Here is a 23,307-nt window from a genome sequence, read left to right as displayed (position 1 = left end):
GTCCACACCGCAGGGCGCCTTCCTGGCGACGGCGTTCGAACTGCCCAGCGGGCGCTATAGCCAACCGCCCCAGGCGCGGCAGCGGGACCGCGCACCACAGCAGCGTCTGACAGGACGGCAACCAGTCCCACACTCGAAGCGACCTCAGGCTCCGATGCGCGGCACTCCCACTGCTGCCGCCGCCACCCGGCGCCGCCGACCGTGGTGCCCGTACGCCGTCGCACCGACGTCTATCCCGGGGGAGAGGGAGCATGAACGCTTTCCGCGCACGCCACAGCAAGGACAGCGAAGCCAGCGAGGCCGAGCCTCCGTCGAGCTCCGAACAGCTGCTGTTCGGCGGGCCGTTGAAGTACGACCTGGGCTGGAGCAAGCACGAGGGCGCCTGGGCCGAGATCAGCGTGCGGGCGATGATGCGGCGGCTGCCGTACCTGCTGGCCCGCGGCTACGCGGGCGGCCACAATCTCTCCGGCGGACAATGGCAGAAGATCGGTATCGCGCGCGCCCAGTACAGAAAAGGGCAGATCCTCATCGTGGACGAGCCCACCGCGGCCCTGGACGCCGAATCCGAGCAGGCACTGTTCACCAAGATCCGTAACCTGGCGAAGACCGGCCAGACGATCGTGCTGATCACCCACCGGTTGCAATCAGTACGGCACAGTGACCTCATTTACGTCCTGGACGACGGCCGCCTCGCGGAGTCGGGCACATTCACCGATCTCGTGGCGGCGGGCACCTCCGAGGAACCGGGCCTTTTCCGGAGCATGTACGAATTGCAGCGCGACGCCTTCGAGGAACCGTCCGTTTCTCCGGGTACCGCTTCTGAGAGCGCGACGGACACCTGAGACGCACACTGAATGCGCGATGCTGCGATGCGCTGCGCGCTGAACGCGGGGTGGCTTCGGCCGGCGGCCTCAACTGCGGCATGGTGATGGATGAGACGGGGCACCGTGATGGGTAGGCGGGGATTCCCACGGGCGGATCTTGATAGGCGAGCCGCAGCCGGGGCTTGACCATCTTGCCGAACCCTCCGTAGGGCCCGGTGAGTATCCCGTCCACCAGCTCCACCGGTACGGGCCGCAGCCCCTACGCACCCCAGCGGCGTCGGCAACGGCTACGCCGAGAACCACGCCGACAGAGCCCCCGCCCACCTCGTACGCCGCATGGCGCAGGCACAGGCCCGGCGTCGACCGGGCCCGGTCATCCACTGGGCGTGGTCATACGGGATGGGCTCGCGCGTACCAGGCGGCGATCGACCGCTTGTAGCCCTCGGGCATGACCAGGTCCGTGACCTGGTCGGCGGTGAAGAGCCCGATCTGCTGGTGCTCGTGGCTGAGGACTGGAGCCTGCCGGGGGGTCAGGACGGTGCAGCCGTAAGTGACGATCAGCACGCGGCGGTGGGGGAGCGGTTCGTAGATCCACACGCCGCCGGGGATCAGGGGGCCGGCCGCGACCGTCCAGCCCGTCTCCTCCCGTACCTCACGCTCCAGAGCGCGCTCGGGGCTGGCATCGGCGGGTACCCCGGCGTGCGGATCGCCCGGCTCCAGACGGCCGCCGGGTAGTTCCCACTCATCGCGCTCGTTGCGCAGCAGCAGGACGCGGTCGTGCGCGTCGCAGGCAACGCCCTTGACGGAGACGGGGAATACGGCGGGCTGCGGCATGACGGTCCTCGGCGGCGAGGTGCGGCGGACGCTGCGGAACGTAGCACGCGGCGAATCCTGCGGTGGCCGCTCACCGCCTACGCCGAAGTCGCCGAGCACACCGCGGCGTTCGCGGCGGAGACCGGCGTCGGCGACGGCGCGTTCCCTGCGGCGGTGCGCGAGTGCCGGGAGGGAGGGGGAGGGCCGGCCGGGGCCGCTGGGTACGCCCCGGATGCGCCCTCGCCCTCCTCCGCCCTCCTCCTCCCGTTGGGTCGGCTCTCTCACCGTTCCGCCGGAACGTGCGGTCAGGCCCCCGTGAACCGGGGCGCGCGCTTGCCGAGGAAGGCGCTGATGCCCTCCTGCCCGTCAGCGGAATCGAAGAGCCGGCCGAGCGCCGCCTGCTCCGCCGAGAGCGCCGCGTCCAGCCCCTGGGCCACCCCGCCGTCGATGACGAGCTTGGCCTCACGGACCGCGAGCGGCGCCTGGATCGCGAGGAGCACGGCGAAGGCGAGGGCCCGCTCCGCCAGCGCCTCCGGCTCGGCGACCTCGGTCACCAGGCCCCGCCGGACGGCCTCGTCGGGCCGGACGCTGCGGCCGGTCATCACCAGTTCCTTGGTGAAGCGGGTCCCGGTGGCCCTGGCCAGCCGCTGGGTGCCGCCGCCTCCCGGGATGAGGCCGAGCGTGACCTCGGGCAGGGCGAACCTCGCACGGGTGGAGGCGAGAATGAAGTCACAGCAGAGCGCGACCTCGAACCCGCCCCCGAAGGCGTATCCGTTCACGGCGGCGACGCTGGGCTGCGGCAGGCGTTCGAGGGCGTCGAAGACCTGGCGCGACATCCGCTGGTACTCCAGGAACGCGTCGGTGCCGACCCCGGAGTACTCGCCCACGTCGGCGCCCGCGATGAAGCCGCGGCCGGTGCCGGTGAGGACGACCGCACGGACCTCCCGGTCCTGCCGGACACGGACGATCTGCTCTCCGAGCGCTGCGACGAGTGCGCCGGACAGCGCGCCGAGCTTCTCCTCCCGGTCGATCCTCAGGACGCGCACGACGCCGCCGCCGTCGACGGCATGGTCCTGGACCGCCAGATGCCGGTGCGGACGGTCGGTCTCGCCCGCCACGACGGCGGGTTGCTCCTGCCGCGCGGTCACCGGTTCTCACCCACCAGAGCGGTCAGGCTCTCCCCGTCGAGGACCTCGCCGAGGACGGCCGCAGTGTGCTCACCGGTCCGTGGTGGCGCGAGGCGCTGCCGCCACGGTGTCGCGCTGAGCGAGATGGGGCAGCCGACCAGCTCGATCGGCGTTCCCGCCGGACCGTCGAGGGTGACCAGCAGGTCGGAGCCCTCGTCCCGCAGCTCGTCCACGGCCTCCTTGGTGGTGCGCACCCGTGCCGCCCAAATGCCCTTCGGGAGGAGCACGTCGAGCCAGTGCTGGACCGTGCCCGTCCGGGTGACGTCCTCCAACGCCCGTTTGGCATCGTCCCGTTCGGCCCAGGCGTCGAAGTCGGCGAGGGCGGCGACTCCTACGGCGTCGGCGACCGTTTCGAGTGGCGCCATCGCCAGGGCCAGCCACCCGTCGCTCGCCTCGTAGACCCCGAACGGCGCCGACAGCCACGCCTGGCCGATGCCGGACTCGGACCGCCGGTACTCCGTGCCCTGGTTGACGAAGGTCGAGATCTCCTGGCACTGCATCGCGATGGCGGTCGAGTACAGATCCACCTCCACCCGCTGGCCGATGCCGTGCGTGCCGCGGGCGATGATCGCGGCCAGGATGCCGTTGGAGAGAGTGAGCGCGGTCGCGTGGTCCACGATGGCCGTACCGGCGGGGGTCGGCGGATCACTCGCACGGCCCGTCGAAGCCGCGAGCCCGGACATCGACTGGATGAGAAGGTCCTGGCCCGGCCTGCCCTCCCTGGCGAACGCGGTGTCCTGGCCCCAGCCGGAGCCCGAGCAGTAGATGATGTCGTCCCGCACGGCCTTGAAGTCGTCGTAGCCGAGGCCGAGCCGGTCCATCACACCGGGGCGGAAGTTCTCGACGACGACGTCGCACGTCGCACCCAGCCTCAGCAGCGCTTCCTTGGCCCGAGGGTCCTTGAGGTCAAGCGCCACCGAGCGCTTGTTGCGGTTCATCGCGAGGAAGGCCGCCGACTGGCCATCGACGTACTCGCCCATCATGGCGAGGTCGCGTTCCCACTCGCCCTCGGGGCGTTCCACCTTGATCACGTCCGCGCCGAGGTCGGCGAGGACCTGGGTGGCGAACGGGCCCAGCATCATCTGCGTGAAGTCGAGGACGCGGATGGCGTCAAGCGCTTGCATCGTCTTGTTGTTCCTCTCGGTCGGAGCGGTCGGAGCGGTCGGATCAGTCAGAGCGTTCGGAGTGGCCGGACAGTCTTTGCCGCAGCGTCTTCCGGTCGGTCTTGCCCGCGGCGTTCCTCGGGATCTCGGGTACGGCGTGCACGGCGACGGGCTTCTTGTAGCCGGCCAGGGCGGCCGCGCAGGCGTGTGCGATACCGGCGAGGACCTCTTCACCGGGGGTGCCGGTGGTCGGGCCGCTGTCGAGTACGACCGCCGCGGTGACGCCCTCGCCCCATACCGGGTGGGGCATGCCCACGACGGCCACCTCATGGATGCCGTCGACCGTGGAGACGACACGCTCGACCTCGGCGGGGTAGACGTTGAACCCCCCGGTCACGATCATCTCGCTGGAGCGGCCCAGAAGGCGTACGTAGCCGTCGGCGTCGATGTCTCCCAGGTCGCCGGTACGGAACCACCCGCCGGTGAACGCGGCCTTGGTCAGCTCCGGTCGGTTCCAGTACCCGTCCATCACGGTGTCACCGCGTACCACGACCTCCCCGTCCACCAGTCTCAGCGCGACACCGGCGACGGCCCGCCCCGCCGACCCCAACCGGCCGGGCACCCTTGAGGCATGGTCGGCGGGCGTCAGCACCGTGAGCGGTGCCAGAGCCTCGGCCAGCCCGTAGAACTGGGTGAGGACTCCGGGGAAGACCCGCTCCGCCCGTTCGAGCGATGCGATGCCGATGGGTGAACCTCCGTACGGGACGGCCCTGATGCCCTGTGGCGGGGAGACCGGTACCGGCCCCTCGGCGGCGCGCGCCACGCGGTCGAGCATGATCGGCGCCAGCGGGAGGACCGTCACACCGAACGCGTCGACGGCCGCCAGGACCGCACGCGCATCGAAGTGCGGCATCGCCACCGTGGCCGCGCCGCTCACGGCGCAGTCGAGGCCGATCGACCCGCCGAAGTGGCTCATGGGGGCCACGGCCAGGACGACGTCCCCGGGGCCGATCGCGGGCAGTTCGCGCAGCGCCCGGGTGGTCTGCGCCACCCAGGTCGCATGGGTGACGACGACCCCTTTGGGGCGGCCCGTCGTCCCCGAGCTGTACATCAGCATCGCGATGTCGGAGGGGGCCGGCGGGGGCCACGCGGTGTGCGTCGGTGGCGGGGTCGCCACCGATGAGGCCAACGAGCCCGGAGTGAGGGGCGCGGTCGCCCGGGTGGAGCTCGTCCGGGCCCCGGTCGCCTGGCCGGATGGGGCCGCCGTGTCGGAGCAGACCGTCACGCGTGCCGCCGACCCGACCGCGGCGAGAGCCGCGCGGATGTCGGCCTCCGCCTCCGCGCGGCAGCAGACCACCCGGGCGTCGCAGTCGGCGGCGATGTCGGCGATCTCGCGTGCGTGCAGCCGCGGGGAGAGCGCCACCCGCACGAGCCCGGCCCCGAGCACGGCCCGGTCGAGGACACGGAGGATCACGCTGTTCGGCAGCGCGAGCACGATCCGGTCACCGGGGACGGCGCCCAGGGCGGCCAGCCGGGACACGGCCGCTTGGGCCAGCCCGGCGACTTCCGCGAAGGTCAGCCAGCCGGAGTCCCGCCCGGTAGCTGTCGCCGTCCCCGTCGCTGTCTCCATCCCCATCGCTGTCTCCGGCTCCGCCTCCGTCGAACGCAGCGCCGGGCGGTCTCCGTACGCGGCTTCGACCCGCGCGAACTGCTCGGCGACGGTGCGGGGGCGCGGGCCGCCCGGACGGGGATCAGACGCGGACATGCTTGCGCCACAGGTGTGTCAGCTCGGTCGCGAGCGCCCGCGGCCGTACGCCGTCGGCCACACCGCTGTGCAGCGTGTGCGCCGCCGCGCGCTGGTAGTCCGGGTAGCCGGGCAGCCGGGGCCGCAGGAAGGAACGGTCCATCGTGGCGAGGGTGTCGCGGTAGAAGTGCGTGACCTCGGCGTCGACCCGTTCGTCCTGCCATACGGAGCGGCGGCCCGCTTGCCCTCCCGCTTTGTGCGCGTGACCGGCCTGGGTCTCCGCCGACGTCGCGAACCGCACGAAGGCGGCGGCGTCACGCCCCGCTGCCGAGCGGGCCGAGACGGCGAGCCCCACCCCGCCCGTCAGCGTGCCGACGGGGGCATCACCGATACGCGGAGCGTCGCCGAACGCCACGAGCGCGTCACGCGCGCCGGGTCGGGCGTAGGTGATGTAGCCGAACACCAGCGGGCAGTAGAGGGCCGGGTCGCCGGTGCGGGCGAGGCGTTCGTGCACGGTGATCGGGTCGCTCGCCAGCGATGCGGGCGCGCAGAGCGACAGCAGGCGGCCTGCCCGCTCGATGCCCTCCTCCAGGAGTTCGGGGTCGATACCGGCCTCCCCCCACCAGGCCGGGCGGCCGTCACCGCCCCGGCGCCAGCTCTCACGCGGGCCGACGGCGGTGTTCGTGACGGCCTCGCACAGGGAGAGCACGGTGCCCCAGAGATGGGTCGGGTTGGCCGCCAGCAGCACCGACTCCCGTCCGTGGCGCCGCGCGAACCCGCTGACGTCCTCCCACCGGACCGGTATCTCCGCACGGGCGACGGCACCGGCGCGGTGGGCGCTGACCATGCACGCGGCATCCACGGCGCCGCCCCACTGGTGTCCCTTCCAGTGGTAGCTGGCGTCGCTCGGACCGGCTGAGTCCTCGGCGCGTTCGGCCAGTTCCGCGGGGAGGAACACGGTGTCCAGCGGCAGCAGGGCGCCCGCCTCCACCGCGTCACCGATGAACGGGTGGTCGAGCGCCACGAGGTCGTACGCAGCCGCCAGTTCGGCCACCGGCGTGTCCTCGAACTCCCGGAGCGAGCGGACGGTCCAGTCGATCGTGATACCCGTCCCGCGCTCGAACTCGCCACCGGCGGCACGGAGGGCGTCGATGCCACGTGGGTGGTCCCAGGTAATTCCTTGAAGGCGGCTCGCGTTCCGCATCAAGACCTCCTCGTCCGGCTCGTCAGGCGCCGCGCACCGGGTTCGGCAGTACGCTGCGACACTAGGTGGTAAAACGTCTTACCAGACTAGCCTCTCTCGCCGGAGGTGGGCAAAGGCGGGTTTCGTTCGGCGACTTCGCGGGCCGCTGGGCCGGGCGGGTTGGGCCGGTTGGGCACGCGGCCGTGGAGTGCGTCCGTCCACCGTGTCGAGCGGGCGCACGGTGGACGGACGGCGGAGGGCACTGGCTCGCGTGACGGGTGGGGCGTGTGTGTCGAACGGGCAGGGGGCAGCCACGGGGGCACACGGCCAGGGGGCACAGTGCGGCGAGGTGAGTCCCGGGCGGACGCCTCATGCGGGCCCGCACATCACGCCGGGCGGACGGCCGGAAACCCGCAGTTCATCGAACGGGCCGGCCCGGCACATCCGCGGCGGGCAGCCAGCGGAAGGCCGCGGTTCACGCGGGGAGCGAGGCCGGGTTCGTGAGGGCGCGTGGCGGGAGTCCGTACGTCATGGGCGACAAAGGCCGGGTCGCCCATGGGTGAGCCGAGGGTGTCGCCGACACCGGAGGCGAGGCGACCGCTGCCAACGGCGACTGGGGTAGGGCACGCAGGGCCGGTGACGCGGGAGGCTCGGCGTCGACGGCCCGGGGCGGTACGCGCAGGGTCGGCGAGGTGTGCGGCGGGGCACTCGGCGCCAGCGGCGTCCGGGGTGGCACGTGCAGAGCCGACGAGGCGCGAGGCTCGGCGTCAGCGGCGCCCGGGACGGCGCACCCGGAATCAGCGGCTCGCGGGTGGGGCGCTGGATTTGCGGACCACCATGACGGGGGCCGGGGTCGTGATGCTCTCGTGGCGGGCCGGCTCGTTGTCCATCTGGCTCAGGAGAAGCGTCACCGCCCTGGCGCCGAGCTCGAAGAGCGGGAGCCGCACCACCGTGAGCCGGGGCTGGAGGAAGTCCGCGACGAAGACGTCGTGGAGACCGACGAGCGAGATGCCGTCGGGCACCCGCACCCCCATGTCGTGCGCCGCGCTGAGCGCGCCGACGGCGGAGAGGACGTTCGCGGCGAACACGGCCGTGGGGAGCGCGGGCGCCGAGAGCAGTTCGCTCATGCCCCGGTACCCCTCCTCGGCGGTGTGGCCGCCGCGGAAGACGCGCGACTTCGGCGCTTCCAGCCCGGCGGCCGTGAGCGCGTCGACCCACCCCTTGCGCCGGCGGGCCGCACGGCTCCGGGGGCCGTCGACCTGGAGCAGGCCGATGTGCTCGTGGCCGAGTTCGATGAGGTGGGAGACGGCCAGATGCGCCGCCGTGTAGTCGTCGACGGCCACGCTGCCGATGGTGCCCCGCGTGTGGTCGTTGAGAAGTACGGTCGGCACCTGGCCGGACGCGATCTTCGAGACCAGCGAGTCGGCGGCGGTGCCGGCCCGCTGGAGGAGCAGGCCGTCGATCGCGCCGCCGGAGACGAACCGCTTGAACATCTCGTCGTCCGTCGCCAGCGCGTTGACGTCGGACAGCATGAGGGCGTAGCCCGCGTTCGCCGCCTCGGCCTGGGCGCCGGCGACGATCTCGCTGTAGACGGGGTTGCTCGCGTCGTGCACGGCCAGGCCGATCACACCGACCCTGGACTTGCGCAGTGCGCGCGCCGCGTAGTTCGGCGTGTATCCGAGTTCGGCCGCCGCGGCCCTGACCCGCTGCTTCGTCTCGTCCCGTGCGCGGAGAGTGTCGTCGCCGTTGAGCAGTCGGGACACGACCCCGACCGACACCCCTGCCCGCTTCGCTACATCGGCGAGAGTGGCCATCGCGTGCAATCCTCCCCAAGACTGATGCACACACTAGCTTGATCGCCGCCGCGCCCACGCGGGAGGCGCCCTGGCCTCCGCGACGGCGCACGGTCCGGGCCCGGCCTCCGCCTCACCCCTCGTTCCCGGCCCCTCGGAATCCGCGAGCCCTGCCTCACCGAGAGCCGGCAGGAACCCCATCGGCCCCGTCCCGCGGAGCGCCCCGGGGCGGCGGGCTCCCGGCCGCCATCTGACCGGCACTGCCCGCCACGACGCCACCGGCGACTCGCCCGAACAGGGAGGAAGCGCCCCGGCCGACTCCGATGCACGGGGCGCAACACTGCTTGACGGCGTATTATCCCCCGCTTACCTTGACCTTGGTAAAACGTCATACCAGATCGTGCGACGACCTGGTCCGAGCGTCGAGCGACCGGCATCCGCACCCCGCGCGATAGCGGCGCCCGTCTGACCGTCAAAGGAGACCCGATGGAGACAAAGGGGCCCGGCAAGACCAAGACCATCGTCGCGGCTGCCATCGGAAACTTCGTGGAATGGTACGACTTCGCCATCTACGGGTACTTCTCACCCGTTCTCGCCAAGACGTTCTTCCCCGATACCGACGGGCTGACCGGCCTCCTCGCCACGCTGGCCATCTTCGGCGCGGCGTTCGTCCTCCGCCCGGTGGGCGCGGTCGTCTTCGGTCACCTCGGTGACAAAAGGGGACGGCAATGGGTGCTGTCCATCGTCATTCTCACCATGTCCGGTGCGACAACGCTGATCGGCGCGCTGCCCTCGTTCACCTCGGTCGGGCTTCTCGCGCCGGTCCTGCTCACCGTGCTGCGCCTCGTCCAAGGGTTCTCGGCGGGCGGCGAGTTCGGCGGCGCCGCCTCGCTCCTGTTCGAGCACGCCCCGGCCCGGCGGCGCGGCCTGTTCGGGTCCACCCAGGCCGCCAGCATCGCCGTGGCGCTCGCCCTCTCCGCGGGCCTCGGTACGGCCCTCACGAGCTGGATGAGCCACGACTTCCTCTACTCGACGGGCTGGCGCATCCCCTTCCTGCTGGGCCTGCCCCTCGGTATCGGCGGTTGGTACATCCGACGGCACGTCGAGGAGACCCCCGCCTTCACCGCCATGCGGGAACAGGGCGAGGTCGCCGACAGCCCGGTGAAGGAGGTCTTCCGCAGCCACTGGCGCATGATCATCGCGGGGACCGCGGCCATCGTGTCCTGGACCGCGGGCGGATACGTCACGCTCCAGTTCCTGCCCACCTTCTTCGAGGGCGTACTCGAACGGAGCCTGTCCGAGGGCCTGATCGCCTCGCTCGTCGGACTGACGGCCTACGCCGGGTTCATCGTGCTCGGCGGATGGCTCTCCGACCGCGTCGCGCGCTGGAAGGTCATGCTGACCGGGGCCGTCGGCCTGACCGTACTCGCCGTGCCCTGCTACCAACTCCTCATCCGGGGAGGGACATTCGGCATCGGACTCTCGGTCGTCCTCTTCGCGGCCTTCCTCGGACTCACCGCCGGCCCGACACCCGCGATGCTCTCCGAACTCACCGCGGGCAACGTCCGCAACTCGTACCTGTCGATCGTCTACTCCATCGCGAACGCCGCGTTCGGCGGGTTCGCGCCCTACATCGTCACCGCCCTCATCGATTCGAGCGGCGACCGCCTGTCCCCGGCGTACTACCTCATCGGGCTGGAGGCGCTAGCGGTCGCCGGACTCGTGGGCATCGCCGTCCACCTGCGCAACCGCGCGCGGCGACAGCCGGAGGCGGAGCTGGTGGGCGCTGGTACGGGCGCGTAGACGCCCTGGGGTCGGCGGCGACGTGATGCTGAGCAGGACTTCGTTGCGGCACGGCTCTTACGGAGGCGGGGCTTCGTGCGGCAGCCCTCGCCCCGGGGCCCGCCGCCCCAGGCGCCACCTTCACGAACCGGCCCGGGCCCGGGCGGCACCCAAGCTCGGGACTCTCGCACTGCCTGGGTGCTCGCGCGAACCGCGGGCAGCGACGCAGCCACCGACCACATGGAGGCGGCTCAACCCGCCTGACCTGGCACAGCTACCGAAGAGGTACCGGCACGGACGCCGGACGCCGATCCGGATCCGGACCGAATCCGCAGGCGGCCCACGCGAGTTCGCCGCCTGGCTCGCCCAGTGCGAACGCCGACTGTCCTGCTCGATCGGCGTGACCATCACCCATGCAATCCACCAGGCCGCCCTAACAGCCCCACTTTCCGCCTGGGCGGCGGCTGTTGAGCCGGGCGGTGAGATCCGCGACGGCGCCCGGGCCGCCGAACTCGACGGCGATATCCGGGCGGGTCGATCGCAGGGGATGCGGTTGGTTGTCCGTAGAGAACGACCGCACCCCGGAGTCCAATTGAGTGTCACCGCCCTCGTGGCGGCGAGCGCTTCTGAGGAACCGGGCCTTCCCCGAAGCACGTACGAATGGCAACGCGACGCCTTCGAGGAGCCGCGCGAGCGCGCGCCGCGAGCTCGTCGACATGATCGAGCGATACGGGATCGAGGGCTTCGCGATCGTGGACGACAACTTCATCGTCAACAAGAGCAAGGTCCGCGACATCTGCACCCACATCACCGACCTCGGCCTGAAATGGTCGGCACTCTCCCGCGTGGACACCGTGGACGAGCAGCTGCTCACCGACATGGCTGCCTCCGGCTGCCTGGGGGTCAAGTACGGCATGGAGTCCGGCAGTCGGCGGATTCTCAAGGCCATGCGGAAGAACATCACCGCCGAACACATCCGGCGGGCGGTGCGTTGGAGCCGCGGTGCGGGGATCAGCGTCAAGCTGTTCTTGATCCACGGCTACCCCGGGGAGAGCCGGCAGAGCACCGCCGAGACGATGGAGCTCCTTGCCGAGATCGCCCCCGGCATCGACCGCGTCTCCGTGTTCCGGTTCGTGCCGCTGCCCGGCACCTACGTCTACGACCACCCGGACGAGTTCGACCTGCACGGCCACCAGCAGCCAGCCGGGCCGGACCGGGGACTGGAGCCAGTACCACATCCACCACAACGACAGGCACTGGTGGGGCGCCGAGGACCAGTACGCCGAAGTGCAGTACGGGTACGAGCAGTTAGCGGCCATGGTCGAAGAATTGTGGCCGGAGCGGCACCAACTCCCGGCATCCGCCCCCATGGCCTGACGGCCACCACTACGCTCGGGTGCTCCTCGCGGCCCCAGACCACCATCCGCCTCCCGCACCCCAAAGGAGCACCGAGTGGCTTCGCCCGTGGCGCTCACGGCCGCGGCCGAGCGGGCGGCCGTGGCCACCCGCCACGGCTGGGGCCCCACCCTCCCGGCGGACAGTCCGGCCCTGCTCGCCGACGCGCACGCCGGGCTGCACGCGGCCCGGCTCCTGACCCCCTACGTCACCGCTCACACCCGCCTGCCCGGTTTCGCCGCCGCCCAACTGCGGGACGCCCTCGCGCCGGGCGGAACGCTGGTCAGGGTGCGGTGCGTGCGCCGCACCCTGCATCTGTGGCCGCTGGACCAGGCCGCCGACGCGCACGCGGCAACCCTGCGGCTGCGGCTGGCATCCACCGCCCGCCGCCACGGCATCGGCCGCGCCGAGCTGCAACCGTGGGCCGACCACTGTCTCGAAGTCCTGGAGGGCGGCCCGCTCGGCTACCGCGACCTGCAAGACCGCCTCGCCAAGCAGCACCTCGCGGCCACCACCGAAGCGGTCCGGCTGGGCATCAAGTGGGCCTGGGAATCGGGCCTCGTCACCTGCCGCAACACCGCCGCCTCCCTGCATCGCGAGAACCGCCGGTTCGCGCTCGTCGAGCACGCCCACCCCGGCCTCGCCCTGAACCACCCCGACCCCGCCGCGGCGACCATCGCCCTCGTCCGCCGCTACCTGCGCGCCTACGGCCCCGCCGCCGAGGGCGACCTCATGTGGTGGTCCGGCCTCACCCGCGCCGAGATCGCCCCCGCCCTGGCGGCACTCAAGGACCACGTCACACGGGTGCGCGTGGGAATCCTGCCCGACGAACACCTCGTCCTGACCGCGGACCTCGACCAGCTCCGAGCCACCCCCGAACTGCCCGGGGAGCATGTGCGGCTCCTGGCCTTCGAGGACCCCACCCTCAAGGGCTACTGCACCACCCGCGCCCGCTACCACGACCCCGCACACCGGACACGCGCGTTCAACCCGATCGGGGAAGTCCGCGCCGCCATCACCCTCGCGGGCCGGATCACCGGAACGTGGCAGTGGGACAAGAGGACCCGCACCGTACGGTCCGCCTTCTTCACCCGCCCGCCGCGCGGCGTACTGCGCCTGATCCGCCAACGACTGGAAGAAGCCGAGGCGTTCCTACGCACCGAGCCGGGCTGACACGTCACCCGAAAGGCGAGAACAGCTCCGGCAGGCGGCCAGGCACCGCCATAATCGACGCCCCACCGGCCTCAGAGAGAACCTTCACCACCGTGACCACACCCACGACTGTCCAGCGCCATCGCCGCATCTGCGACGTCCACCTCCTCCTCATCCGCGACGACCGCGTGCTGCTGAGCCTGCGCCAGGGCGGTTATGCCGCCGGACAGTGGCAGGTCCCCAGCGGACACCTGGACGAAGGCGAACCCACCGACGACGGCACGGCCCGCGAGGGCTTCGAGGAGATCGGCGTGAGCGTCGCCGCCGACGACCTCGAATTCGCCCACTTCATCGACCACCGCGCTCCCGGCGAAGAGCCCCGCCTGGGCGTCTTCTACCGCGCGACCGCCTGGGAAGGCGAGCCGCACAACGCCGAGCCCGACAAGTGCGGCGGCATCGCCTGGTACGCGTTCGACGACATCCCACCGAACACCGTGCCCTACCACGCCGCCGCACTCGCCCACATCGCCGCAGGCCGCGTGCGCTCACGCTTCGGCTGGGAACACACCTCCTGAACCCCGGCCCGAAGCCCCGGCGGGTGACCGGCGAGCACCCCGCACTCGAACCGGCCGTCGGCACCGGCCACATCGCCCCCCTCGGGCCGACCGCGACGATATCCGCGTACTCGACAAGAACCTCGGGCCGACGAAGCCACCGTCGCCAGTTGGCCATGGAGGAATCGCGAGACCTGGCACCCCTGTCCGTCCCTCTGGTCGGGGAACTGGTGGCCATGCCATATGAATCGCGCGGGAACCCCTCGCCCGCACGCGCCGACTACTGGAGCGGTCCCTGCCATGACCCCTCCGAGGGCGACTGGCCCGGCATCGCCGCCCACATCGGCGAAGGCACCACCATCACATCCCTGCCGTTCGTCACCCACTTCAACACCGGCCACGGAACGGCTTACCACCACGCCGGGACGGAGACTCGTGAGGGCGGCAACGGCTGGGCCAACCTGTCACCGCAGGACGTCCTGCCCACCTACCGGTGGATCACCCGCCACACCGGCAACTCTCGGATGGCCGCCTCCCCGTGCTTCGACGAAGCCTGGGAAGGCGGCGGCTCGTGCCTGCGCCTGGCCGGTGCCCTGGCACCCCCGTTGCGACGCCACCGTGCGCCTGTAACAGACGAGGCTGGCCGCCCCCGCCGGCACCTGCCTGACCGTACGGGCCAAGACCCCCACGGACGCCAAGTTCAGCTTTCACGCCCTCATCGCCCTCGACACCCAGCCCAAGACCTTGGTACCCATCGCACTGAGCACCACCGACACCGGCGGCTGGAAGACCTACACCGCCACCCTGTCCGAAGACCACGCCGGTACCGTCGTGCAGCTCGGCCTCAGACTTGCCCTGGACGGTTGCGCGAATCTCGTGCGCACCCCGCAGGCCGAAACCCGGTTCGGTGACGAGGGCCGCTGGTACGCCTACTCCCCGCTGGACCATTGGCGCCATCCGGTGACGGGCGCCGCGCTGGACGGTCCGCGCGGCATCCGGTTCCTGTGCGGCACCGAAGTCCTCTCGGCCGACATCGAGGACGGGCGGGCCCGCGGCGTCCTCGTCCGGGAAGGCGGCCCGAACGCGAGGGTCCGCCGGATCTCCGCGGACTCGGTGGTCCTGGCCGCCGGGACCATCGAGAGCAGCAGGCTGGCCATCCAGGCGCTGTGCGCGGCCGACCCCGGCCGCCCGCCCCGGCTGAACGGGCTCACCGACCACATCGTCCAGGGCTTCTTCCTGCGGGTGCGCGACGCCGGGGGCGCTGCCGACGGCGGAGCACCCCACTGCCCGGCGGACGTCGCACCCGGCTCGTACGTGACCGCGTGCGAGGACGCCGTCCGGTCGAACCTGTTCATCACGGTCGAAAGGCCCGAACCCGGCGTCCTGGTCTTCGACGTGCGGCTCACCGGGGAGCAGATGCCCGGGACCGGTAGTCACGTCATGTGCGAGCCGGCCGGCGAGTACCCGTGGCGCACGACGGTCACGGCGGATCCGGGCCCGGCCGACCGGGACGTCATCGGACGGCAGCGCCAGGTGCTGGACCAGGTGTGGCGCCAACTGGCCGCCGAGTTCGGCCTCCCCGCCACGCCCCTGGTTTTCGACGACTTCGACCATCCGGTGCGCACCAACGCGTTCGTGCTGCCGGAGTCGTTCGGCGCTCAGACGTCCGAAGGGCCTTTCACGTGGTCGAGCCCGCTGGGTACCGAGGATCACGAGGGGTGCACGTTGCCGCTGGGCGACGTACTCGACGACCACCACGCGTTCGCCGCCATCCCCTGCCTCTATGCCTGCGGGCCGGCGACCTTTCCCCGCATGGGCGCCGCCAACCCGTCGCTCACCAGCCTGGCTCTCGCGCGGCGGCTGGCCCACTCCCTGGCCACCATCCATGGTCGGCAGCCCCATCGAGTGACATCGGGGGCGGACGCGTGATGCTCACGGACAAGCGTGTCCTGGTCACCGGAGCGTCGAAGGGCATCGGCCGGGGCATCGCGCTCTGCCTGGCCGATCCTGGGGGCGGGGCATGATCCCGGGGGCGCCCGCGCGGCGCTCGCACGGCGCGGGCCGCCCACGGGGCCAGGAGTTGGCCGGACGACAGCGCAGGCTGAAATATTGGTTGCCGTCCGGGGCGAGAGGGATCGGCAACGGACACCGAACCGCGCCGGACACCGCGTCCGCAGCTACCGAGGAGCACACCATGCACCGCATATCCGTCCGCAGGGCCGCTACCGCCACGGCCGTCGGACTGGCCGCCACCGTCGCGCTCACAGCATGCGGGGCGAGCGACTCCTCGGACACGAACGGCAAGGGCGGCTCCTCCTCGACGGCGGCGCCGTCCTCGGACTCGCTCAGCGGATCGTCGGCCAAGCCCTCCAGCGGATCGACGGCCAACTCCTCCAGTGGGTCCGGGGCGTCGTCCGGGAACGGCTCGCACGCCTCCTCGACGTCCTCGACGTGCCGCACCTCGAATCTGCGCATCACGGCGAAGAACCAGGGCGAGGCCCGCCAGGGTATGGGCTCGATTGTCATCAGGTTCACGAACACCGGCAGTAACTGCCGGATGGACGGGTTCCCGGGCGTCGACATAAAGACCAACTACGGCACACAGCCGGTGGATCGCGACAAGCAGGAGGTGGGGATGGCGTTCACCCTCAAGGCGGGGAAGACGGCCACCGCCAACGTCGTCTATCCGATCAACGACACCGGCGGCTCGGGCGTCCGCGGCACCGCCCTCGTGGTAACCCCTCCGAATGAGACGCACCATGTCACCGCCCCGGTCGTACTCAGCCTGCCGGTGAGCGACACAGGCAAGGGGGGCCTGCAAGTCACCCCGGTCTTCGAAGAGCACTGACAGGCCGCGGCAAGACCGTCCCGGCGCCGCTGCCGGGACACGGCCGGCGCATCCGTGGCCTGGGCAGGCCACGCACCAACCGGTGGAGGACTCGAAGACTCCTGCCGCCCGTCGTACGCAGGCCGACGGGTGGGCGCTCATCCTGACGCGGCCAGCCGCGCCCGTCGCGGTCCTGGCCGGTGGGCGGGCTTTGGTGGCGCAGGTGCTGATGGCGCCGATGGTGCGGTTATCCGGTGACCGCGGCCGGTTGTGTGGCTGCGGTCCGGGTGTCCGGCAGGAGGGTGAAGCAGCCCAGGCTCAGCAGGGCGATGGCCGTCAGGTACGCGGCCACGCCCCAGGGTGTGCCGGGCCCGTGGGCAAGGGCGGTGGCCACCATCGGCGTGAGTGCGCCGCCCAGGACCGTGCCCAGGTTGTAGCCGACGGACGCGCCTGTGCAGCGGACCCGGGAGGCGTACAGCTCCGGCAGATACGCCGCGACGACGGCGAGCATCGTGACGCACGCGAGCATCGCGACCACGAAGCCGAGGAAGATCAGTAGCGGTCGGCCGGTCGACAGGAGTGCGATCATCGGGAACATCCATACCGCGCAGCCCGCGCACCCGAGCAGACACAGGGACCGCCGCCCGAAGCGGTCCCCCAGGGTGGCGGCCACGGGGGTGAGCACGCCCGTGATGACGGCGATGGACAGCGTGCAGCCGAGCATGACGGTGCGGTCCACGCCCAGGCGGTCAACGGCGTAGGACAGCGCCCAGGTTGACATGGTGTAGGAGACGGCGGTTCCGGTGGCGAGTCCTCCGGCGGTGAGCAGGAGCAGCCGCCGGTGCTCGCGCACCACTTCGGCGATCGGCATGCGCGCGTGCTCGCGCTGTTCGAGGAAGTCGGGGCTTTCCGGGAGCGAGGTGCGCAGTGCGAGTCCCGCCGCGGTGAGCACGCCCGCGAACAGGAACGGCAGCCGCCATCCCCAGAGCGTGAACTGCGCGTCGCTCAGGGCGGCGGACAGCGCCAGCATGATGCTGTTGGCCAGCACGGAGCCGAGCGGCGGACCGACCTGCGCGAAGCTCGCCCACAGTCCGCGCCGGCCGGCCGGCGCGTGCTCGGCGATCAGCAGCACCGCACCGCCCCACTCCCCGCCCACCCCGATCCCCTGCGCGAAGCGCAGCACCACCAGCAGCACGGGCGCGGCGATGCCGATCGAGTCGTACGTCGGCAGGCAGCCGACAGCCACCGTGGCGAGCCCGGTCAACAGCAGCGAGATCACCAGGACGGGCCGTCGGCCGTGCCGGTCTCCCAGGTGGCCGAAGAGTACGGAGCCGACCGGCCGCGCCATGAAGCCGACGCCGAACGTGGCGAGGGCGGCGAGCGTCCCGGCCAGGGGCGAGACCGTCGGGAAGAACTGCGGCCCGAGCACCAGAGCCGCCGCGATGCCGTAGATGAGGAAGTCGTAGAACTCGATGGCGGTACCGACGAGCGAGGCAGCCGCCAGCCGTGGCAGGGAGGGCGCGGCGGCCACCGGCGCGGATGGCGCGATGGGCAGCGGGACGTGCGAGGAAGTTGTGCGCATATTGGCTGAACTGCCCGGCATGATCACGGGTTACGGGTGCACACGAAGGCCGGGGACACTGCCGGACTACGCCGCGCAGGTATCCGCCCAGCCCTCCGCCCGCCGGGCGTGCGCCGCGACGCCTTCCTGATCGCCGGGTCGGATGCACGGGACTCCCGCACGATGCCGGCGGCTCGCTGTGCCGGCGGCTCGCTGTATCGGGGCGCGGGCGGCGCCCCGGGGTCCGGTAGTCGACGGCGTACGGCGTGGCCGCCCGGCCGTGGCCGCCCGGCCGTGGTCGCCGATCCGCGCCCGCCGGTCGCGGTGGTGTTGTGGTGCCAGGTGTTACCGGCCGCTTCGGAGATGTGGCCACGGGAGTGCGTGTCGTGAATCCTGCCGATTTCCAGCGCGGCGTGCTGGACTACGTTGAGTGCGTTGAAGTACTTGCGGAGAAGTTCGCCTTCTCCGAGATTGACGCGCGCCATGCCGACATTGCGGTTCTCGGGACGGCCCTCAGGACGGCCCTCGGTGAGAAAGGGCTGAGCGGGCGGGGATGCCCTCCAGTCCGCCGAGGAGCCAAGGAGGCCGGCCCCCTCTCGTCGAAACGGCGGATCGCGCCGCGGACCGTTTCCTCGTCGGCCTGCACCAGCCGCGCAATCACCGGGACCGTACTGCCGCCGACCGAGGCGAGCGGCATCATCGCCCGCCGGAACCGCACCGAGTCCGTACTGCCCCGCGGTGCGATCCGCTGAGGTTTCTGTCACTCCTGTTCGGTCAGTCGCCGGACCCTGCCCCGTTCTGCCAATGCCGCCCTCATGCTGTCGCCGACAACACGTTTAAGCAGCACAACGAGCAGCCCGGCGAACGTTCCCGCTCAGAGCACCGGTTCGCCGGTCAGGAAGGCCGGAACGGCTGGGTTCGCCGTCAAGCGCCTCGATTGGATGGCAGTGGACAGGAGAAGTCGCTGTTCGCATCGTTGGCGGAGCGGCTTCGGCAGTCCCGGGGTGGGCTCCAATTCCCGACCGGATTCCCCTGGCGATCCGCGTCCGGAGCGCGCGGGACATGAGGAAAATTTTACCGCCGAGTAATGTTTCGCATTCGACTGGTTAGGATTCCTGCCTCCCGATGGGCGATGGAGCGGTGTTCGGATTCGAGGGGGTGTGTAGCCAATTGTGCATCGAATTGTGTATCGCAGTCTCTCCTTGACAGGCGACTGGCCTGGTGGGCAGACTGCTGGGCATCTAAGGTCGATTCGTCCGGCCGGATAGCGCGTCACTCGCGCGAATCTGGTCGTTGAGTGCGCCGTGCCGCGAAATGGTTCACACCATTTTCCGGACCGGTTGAATATCCCCCTTGTCGTTGCTCGGGCCGTTTGCGGCCTACTGCCATCAGGCTGGAGAGAAAGTGTCTGACGTCGAACGCGTGGACCTGCTCGAAAAGCTCATCGGTTTTGTTCGGAACGACTTGCTGGAAGGGCAGGCGGGCGCCGATCTGACGTCGACCACCCCGTTGCTTGAATGGGGCGTGCTCGACTCCATAAAGACGGCGCGACTGCTCGCTTTCATACGCGACGAAATCGGTGTGCGCGTGCCGCCGAAGAAGATGGTTGGTGACCACTTCAAGGACCTGGAACACTTGACGGATCTGATTCTGGAACTTCAGCAGCCCGTCGGCTGACCCTGAAACGTCGAGAGGTTTCCTTCCGTGAAAACGAAAGACGTGTTCGTCGGCGGCCTCGGTGTCTATGTACCGGAGAAGATAAGTATGGAGTCGGCGGTGGCGGAGGGGATGATCGACGCCGCCGCCGCAAAGGAGTACGACTTCGCCAGTATCGCCGTGGCCGGTGAGACGCCGGCCCCCGAAATGGCCCTGCACGCGGTGCGCGAGGCATTGCACCGCTCCGGCAAGGACCAGTCCGAGTTGGGCATGCTGCTGTACGCCAGCGTCTGGTATCAGGGCCCGGACGGCTGGTGCCCGCAGTACTACATCCAGCGGCACGCGGTCGGCGGCAATGTGGTGGCGGCCGAGGTGAGGCAGGGCTGCATGGGCATGTTCAGCGCCCTGGAACTCGCGGCCGGCTATCTGATGGGCGTACCGGAACGCGACTCCGCGGTCATCACGAGCGCCGACAACTTCAATTCGCCGCGCATCGACCGCTTACGTTTCAGCCCGCACTTCCCCATGGCGGACGCGGGCTGCGCCGTGGTGCTCAGCAGGACCCCCGGATTCGCCCGACTCGAATCCGTCAACGCGGTCACCTTGCCCGAGTACGAGGGAATGCACCGCAGTGGTGAGCCGATGTTCCCACCGGGGGAGACGCTCGGGCGCCCGCTGAACTTCGCGGCCACCAAGAAGCACTGGATGGAGAACGCGGAACAGCCGCCAGGGGGCCCGCTCCCGATCATCGCGGCCCAGGACGAACTGGTGACCCGCACCTTGGAGGAATCCGGGATCAAGATAGACGACGTCACCAAGGTCGCCTATGTCAACGGATCGCGCGGACGGGTCGAGGGCCGGGGCATGATTCCGCTCGGACTGCCCATGAGCCGATCGACCTGGGATTTCAGCCGTACCATCAGCCATGCCGGCGCGAGCGATCAGTTCATCTCGCTGGAACACCTGGTCAGGACCGGGGAACTGGGTCCGGGCGATCATTTCCTCATGCTCGGCGTCGGTCCGGGATTCAACATCGCATGTGCGGTCTTCAGCATCCTCGAACGTCCTTCGTGGGTGGACTGACATGGAATTCGGCTGGAATACCGAGCAACAGGCCCGGTACGCCGAGATCCTGGCCGGGGTGCGCGCCGCCTTCCCTCCGGATCGGGAGCGCGACGAGCAGCCCTTCACCCGGGAGGACTGGCTGGGGCTGGGGAAGCTCGGCGTGCTGGGCGCGAGCATCCCGGAGCGGTTCGGAGGCGGCGGCCTCGGCGCCCTCGACACCGCCCGCGTGATCGAGGCGGTGGGAGAGGGCTGCTCCAGCACCGGCCTGGTCTTCGCCGCCGCCGCCCACCAGTTCGCCTGCGCCAGGCCGATCCTGGACTTCGCCGAACCGGCCGTCCAGGAACGGCTGCTGCCCGGTCTGTGCTCCGGGTCCCTGATCGCGGGCAACGCCATGACCGAGGCCGACGCGGGCTCCGACGTCTCCCGGCTCGCCGTCACCGCCACCGCGGTGGAAGGCGGTTACGTCCTCGACGGCACCAAGAGTTTCGTGAGCAACGGCCCCGTCGCCGACGTCTACGTCACCTATGCCACCACCGACGCCAAGGCGGCGCACCTTGGTCTGACGGGGTTCGTCGTGGACCGCGACGTGCCCGGTGTCTCGGCCGGCCCGCCGTTCGAGAAGACCGGCCTGCTGGGCTGCCCGGCCGGAACCGTCTCCTTCGAGGACTGCTTCGTACCGGCCTCCCAGGTCCTGGGCGCCCCCGGGCTGGGCAGCACGGTCTTCCAGACCTCCATGGCCTGGGAGCGGGCTTGCCTGTTCGCGCTCTACCTCGGCGTGCAGCAGCGACTGCTCGACGCCTGTACGCGCCATGTGCGGCAACGCCGCCAGTTCAAGCGGCGGTTGTCGGAGTTCCAGGCGGTCTCCCATCGCCTCGCGGAGATGAAGCTGCGCCTGGAGAGCGGCCGTCTCCTGCTCTACCGCGCCTGCTGGGAACTCGACCGCGACGACGACGGCGCCCTGTGGGCGGCGCTGTCGAAGCTGGCGGTCTCGGAGGGCGTGCTGGAGAGCGCGATGGACGCGGTACGGCTGTTCGGCGCGCGTGGCTACCTGCGGGAGGACGGCATCGAGGCGGCCCTGCGGGACGCGGTGCCCGGCACCCTCTTCTCCGGTACCTCCGACATCCAGCGGGAGATCATCGCCAGGGAGCTGGGCCTGTGAGACTCCACGAACTGCTGACGCGCTCGGCTCGCCGGACGCCGGACGCACTCGCCGTTGACGACCTGTCCGGCGGCGTCAGCTACCGCGAACTGGACCTGCTGGCCGACGCGTTCGCCGGCGCCCTGCACGCCGCCGGGACAGCCCCCGGCGACCGGGTGGTGATCTGGAGCGGCAAGGACATCGACTCGGTGGCGCTGATGCAGGCCGCCCTGCGGATCGGAGCGGTCTACGTACCGGTCTCGGCGGCGAACCCTCTCGCCCGGCTGGTCCAGATCATCCGGGACTGCCGCCCGGCCCTCGTCGTCACCGACGCGGACGGGCTGCGCCGCGCCGCCGGGGAGCGGTGGTCCGAGGCGGTGGGGGAGAGCGGGCCGAGAGTGGTCGGCGCCACCGAACTGCTGGCGTCCCCCGCCCCCTCCGCGCCTCCGGTGCATCACGGTGCGCCGGATGATCCGGCGTACATCCTGTACACCTCAGGCTCGACCGGGGTGCCGAAGGGCATCGCGATCAGCCACCGCAACGCGCTGGCGTTCGTCACCTGGGCGGCGGCCGAGACCGGCCTGCGTGCCGAGGACCGGCTCGCCAACCACGCTCCGTTCAACTTCGACCTGTCCGTATTCGACCTATACGCGGCGTTCCTGGTGGGCGCCTCGGTGCACCTGGTGCCGCCGGGCATGGCGTATGCGCCGGACCTGCTCACTGAATTGCTGGAGAGCCGGCGGTTCACGGTCTGGTACTCGGTGCCCTCGGTCCTCGTACTGATGCTGCACCAGGGCGGGCTGCTGGACGGCGCTCCGCCGCCCGCGCTGCGGGTCTGCGCCTTCGCCGGCGAGCCCTTCCCGCTGGCGGACGCCCTGCGGCTGCGCGCGGCGTGGCCGGACGTGCGGCTGTTCAACTGGTACGGCCCCACCGAGACCAACGTCTGTACCTCCTATGAGATCACCGCCGACGACCTGGGACGCAGCAGCCCGCTGCCCATCGGCGTCCCGTGCGCCGGCGCCGACGTCTGGCTGGAGCCGCGGGACGGGCCGGAGGGCGAGATCACCGTCGCGGGACCGACGGTGATGAGCGGGTACTGGGGCGCCGCACCGCAGACCGGCCCCTACCGCACCGGTGACATCGGCCGCTATGACGCGCGGGGCAACCTGGAGTACGTGGGCCGCCGCGACCACCTGTTCAAGGTGCGCGGGCACCGCGTCGAACTCGGTGAGATCGAGGCGGCGCTGGACGCCCACGAGGGGATCGGCACGGCGGCCGTGGTGGTCATCGGCTCCGGGCTGAACGCCCGTATCCACGCGGCCGTGGTGCCCCGCCGGGGCGCGAGCCCGCCGACCCTGCTGAGCGTCAAACGGCACTGCGCGGACCGCCTCCCGCTCTCCATGACGGTGGACGCCCTGCACATGATGGCGGCCCTGCCCCGCACCCCGAACGGCAAGACCGACCGGGCCGCACTGACGGCCCGGTTGACAGCGGCGGCCCGCGGCTGACACCCGGGCCACGGCCACCTGG

Annotated in this window: 17 protein-coding genes and 3 pseudogenes; 12 read left to right on the top strand and 8 right to left on the bottom strand. The window is 71.0% G+C overall.

The annotated features are described in order from the left end of the window. The first annotated feature begins 251 nt into the window (after nt 1-251). Nucleotides 252-842 carry an ATP-binding cassette domain-containing protein gene (locus tag AC07AB_RS34150; protein WP_478575401.1) on the top strand — a complete coding sequence of 197 codons (591 nt, stop codon included), beginning with the start codon at nt 252-254 and terminating at the stop codon, nt 840-842. A 372-nt stretch (nt 843-1,214) separates the two neighbouring features. On the opposite strand, the gene AC07AB_RS34145 is transcribed toward AC07AB_RS34150, so the two are convergent. From AC07AB_RS34145 to AC07AB_RS34120, 6 genes are all read right to left on the bottom strand, one after another. Further along, a complete protein-coding gene (locus tag AC07AB_RS34145; RefSeq protein ID WP_478575398.1) occupies nt 1,215-1,658 on the bottom strand; it encodes an NUDIX hydrolase in 444 nt (147 codons plus the stop codon). 284 nt (nt 1,659-1,942) lie between these two features. Continuing rightward, on the bottom strand, nt 1,943-2,785 hold the full coding sequence (locus AC07AB_RS34140; RefSeq protein ID WP_478575395.1) for an enoyl-CoA hydratase/isomerase family protein: 843 nt from the start codon (nt 2,783-2,785) through the stop codon (nt 1,943-1,945). Continuing rightward, nucleotides 2,782-3,948 (bottom strand): CaiB/BaiF CoA transferase family protein, encoded by a 1,167-nt coding sequence (locus tag AC07AB_RS34135; protein ID WP_478575392.1) that lies wholly within the window; start codon nt 3,946-3,948, stop codon nt 2,782-2,784. The genes AC07AB_RS34140 and AC07AB_RS34135 overlap by 4 nt, the downstream gene beginning before the upstream one ends. A gap of 43 nt (nt 3,949-3,991) precedes the next feature. Next, the gene (locus tag AC07AB_RS34130) at nt 3,992-5,692 is read right to left on the bottom strand and encodes a class I adenylate-forming enzyme family protein (RefSeq protein ID WP_478575389.1); all 1,701 of its coding nucleotides are present in this window, start codon (nt 5,690-5,692) and stop codon (nt 3,992-3,994) included. Then, the gene (locus tag AC07AB_RS34125) at nt 5,679-6,875 is read right to left on the bottom strand and encodes a hypothetical protein (RefSeq protein ID WP_478575386.1); all 1,197 of its coding nucleotides are present in this window, start codon (nt 6,873-6,875) and stop codon (nt 5,679-5,681) included. Before AC07AB_RS34125 ends, AC07AB_RS34130 begins: the two co-directional genes overlap by 14 nt. Before the next feature lie 776 nt (nt 6,876-7,651). Further along, entirely contained in the window at nt 7,652-8,668 is a 1,017-nt protein-coding gene (locus AC07AB_RS34120) for a LacI family DNA-binding transcriptional regulator (RefSeq protein WP_478575384.1), read from the bottom strand. A 465-nt stretch (nt 8,669-9,133) separates the two neighbouring features. Between AC07AB_RS34120 and AC07AB_RS34115 the strand changes: the two genes are divergently transcribed. The 7 genes and pseudogenes from AC07AB_RS34115 to AC07AB_RS34085 all read left to right on the top strand — a co-directional run bounded on the left by AC07AB_RS34115 (nt 9,134) and on the right by AC07AB_RS34085 (nt 16,378). Beyond that, complete coding sequence (locus AC07AB_RS34115; protein ID WP_478575381.1) at nt 9,134-10,450, top strand: MFS transporter; 1,317 nt, start codon at nt 9,134-9,136, stop codon at nt 10,448-10,450. Between the two features lie 192 nt (nt 10,451-10,642). Further along, nucleotides 10,643-11,033: pseudogene (locus tag AC07AB_RS34110) on the top strand (IS1380 family transposase); the annotation flags it as partial. A 112-nt stretch (nt 11,034-11,145) separates the two neighbouring features. After that, nucleotides 11,146-11,457, top strand: a pseudogene (locus AC07AB_RS34105) (B12-binding domain-containing radical SAM protein); the annotation flags it as partial. A gap of 424 nt (nt 11,458-11,881) precedes the next feature. Next, entirely contained in the window at nt 11,882-12,997 is a 1,116-nt protein-coding gene (locus AC07AB_RS34100; protein WP_478575378.1) for a DNA glycosylase AlkZ-like family protein, read from the top strand. Nucleotides 12,998-13,089: 92 nt separating this feature from the next. Then, nucleotides 13,090-13,551, top strand: a complete 462-nt coding sequence (locus tag AC07AB_RS34095) for an NUDIX hydrolase (protein WP_478575518.1) — start codon at nt 13,090-13,092, stop codon at nt 13,549-13,551. Between the two features lie 723 nt (nt 13,552-14,274). Beyond that, nucleotides 14,275-15,459 carry a hypothetical protein gene (locus AC07AB_RS34090; protein WP_478575376.1) on the top strand — a complete coding sequence of 395 codons (1,185 nt, stop codon included), beginning with the start codon at nt 14,275-14,277 and terminating at the stop codon, nt 15,457-15,459. Nucleotides 15,460-15,724: 265 nt separating this feature from the next. Beyond that, a complete protein-coding gene (locus AC07AB_RS34085; RefSeq protein WP_478575374.1) occupies nt 15,725-16,378 on the top strand; it encodes a DUF4232 domain-containing protein in 654 nt (217 codons plus the stop codon). A 226-nt stretch (nt 16,379-16,604) separates the two neighbouring features. Here the strand turns inward: AC07AB_RS34085 and AC07AB_RS34080 are convergent, their stop codons facing one another. Next, complete coding sequence (locus AC07AB_RS34080) at nt 16,605-17,870, bottom strand: MFS transporter (protein WP_478575515.1); 1,266 nt, start codon at nt 17,868-17,870, stop codon at nt 16,605-16,607. Between the two features lie 589 nt (nt 17,871-18,459). Next, nucleotides 18,460-18,663 (bottom strand): annotated as a pseudogene (locus AC07AB_RS34075) (helix-turn-helix domain-containing protein); the annotation flags it as partial. Nucleotides 18,664-19,322: 659 nt separating this feature from the next. On the opposite strand from AC07AB_RS34075, the gene AC07AB_RS34070 reads away from it, so the two are divergent. Genes AC07AB_RS34070 through AC07AB_RS34055 form a run of 4 tightly spaced genes read left to right on the top strand, consistent with a single transcriptional unit; the run spans nt 19,323 to nt 23,285 of the window. After that, entirely contained in the window at nt 19,323-19,595 is a 273-nt protein-coding gene (locus AC07AB_RS34070; protein ID WP_478575371.1) for a phosphopantetheine-binding protein, read from the top strand. Between the two features lie 27 nt (nt 19,596-19,622). After that, nucleotides 19,623-20,657, top strand: a complete 1,035-nt coding sequence (locus AC07AB_RS34065) for a ketoacyl-ACP synthase III family protein (protein ID WP_478575369.1) — start codon at nt 19,623-19,625, stop codon at nt 20,655-20,657. Between the two features lies 1 nt (nt 20,658). Continuing rightward, nucleotides 20,659-21,798: an acyl-CoA dehydrogenase family protein gene (locus AC07AB_RS34060; protein ID WP_478575367.1), complete on the top strand. Its 1,140-nt coding sequence runs from the start codon at nt 20,659-20,661 to the stop codon at nt 21,796-21,798. Beyond that, complete coding sequence (locus tag AC07AB_RS34055; RefSeq protein WP_478575364.1) at nt 21,795-23,285, top strand: amino acid adenylation domain-containing protein; 1,491 nt, start codon at nt 21,795-21,797, stop codon at nt 23,283-23,285. The genes AC07AB_RS34060 and AC07AB_RS34055 overlap by 4 nt, the downstream gene beginning before the upstream one ends. Nucleotides 23,286-23,307 lie beyond the last annotated feature (22 nt).

The organism is Streptomyces sp. NPDC044033 (assembly GCF_056434425.1).
Note: the sequence above shows the minus strand (reverse complement) of the source record. Positions and strands in the feature narration are given on the sequence as shown.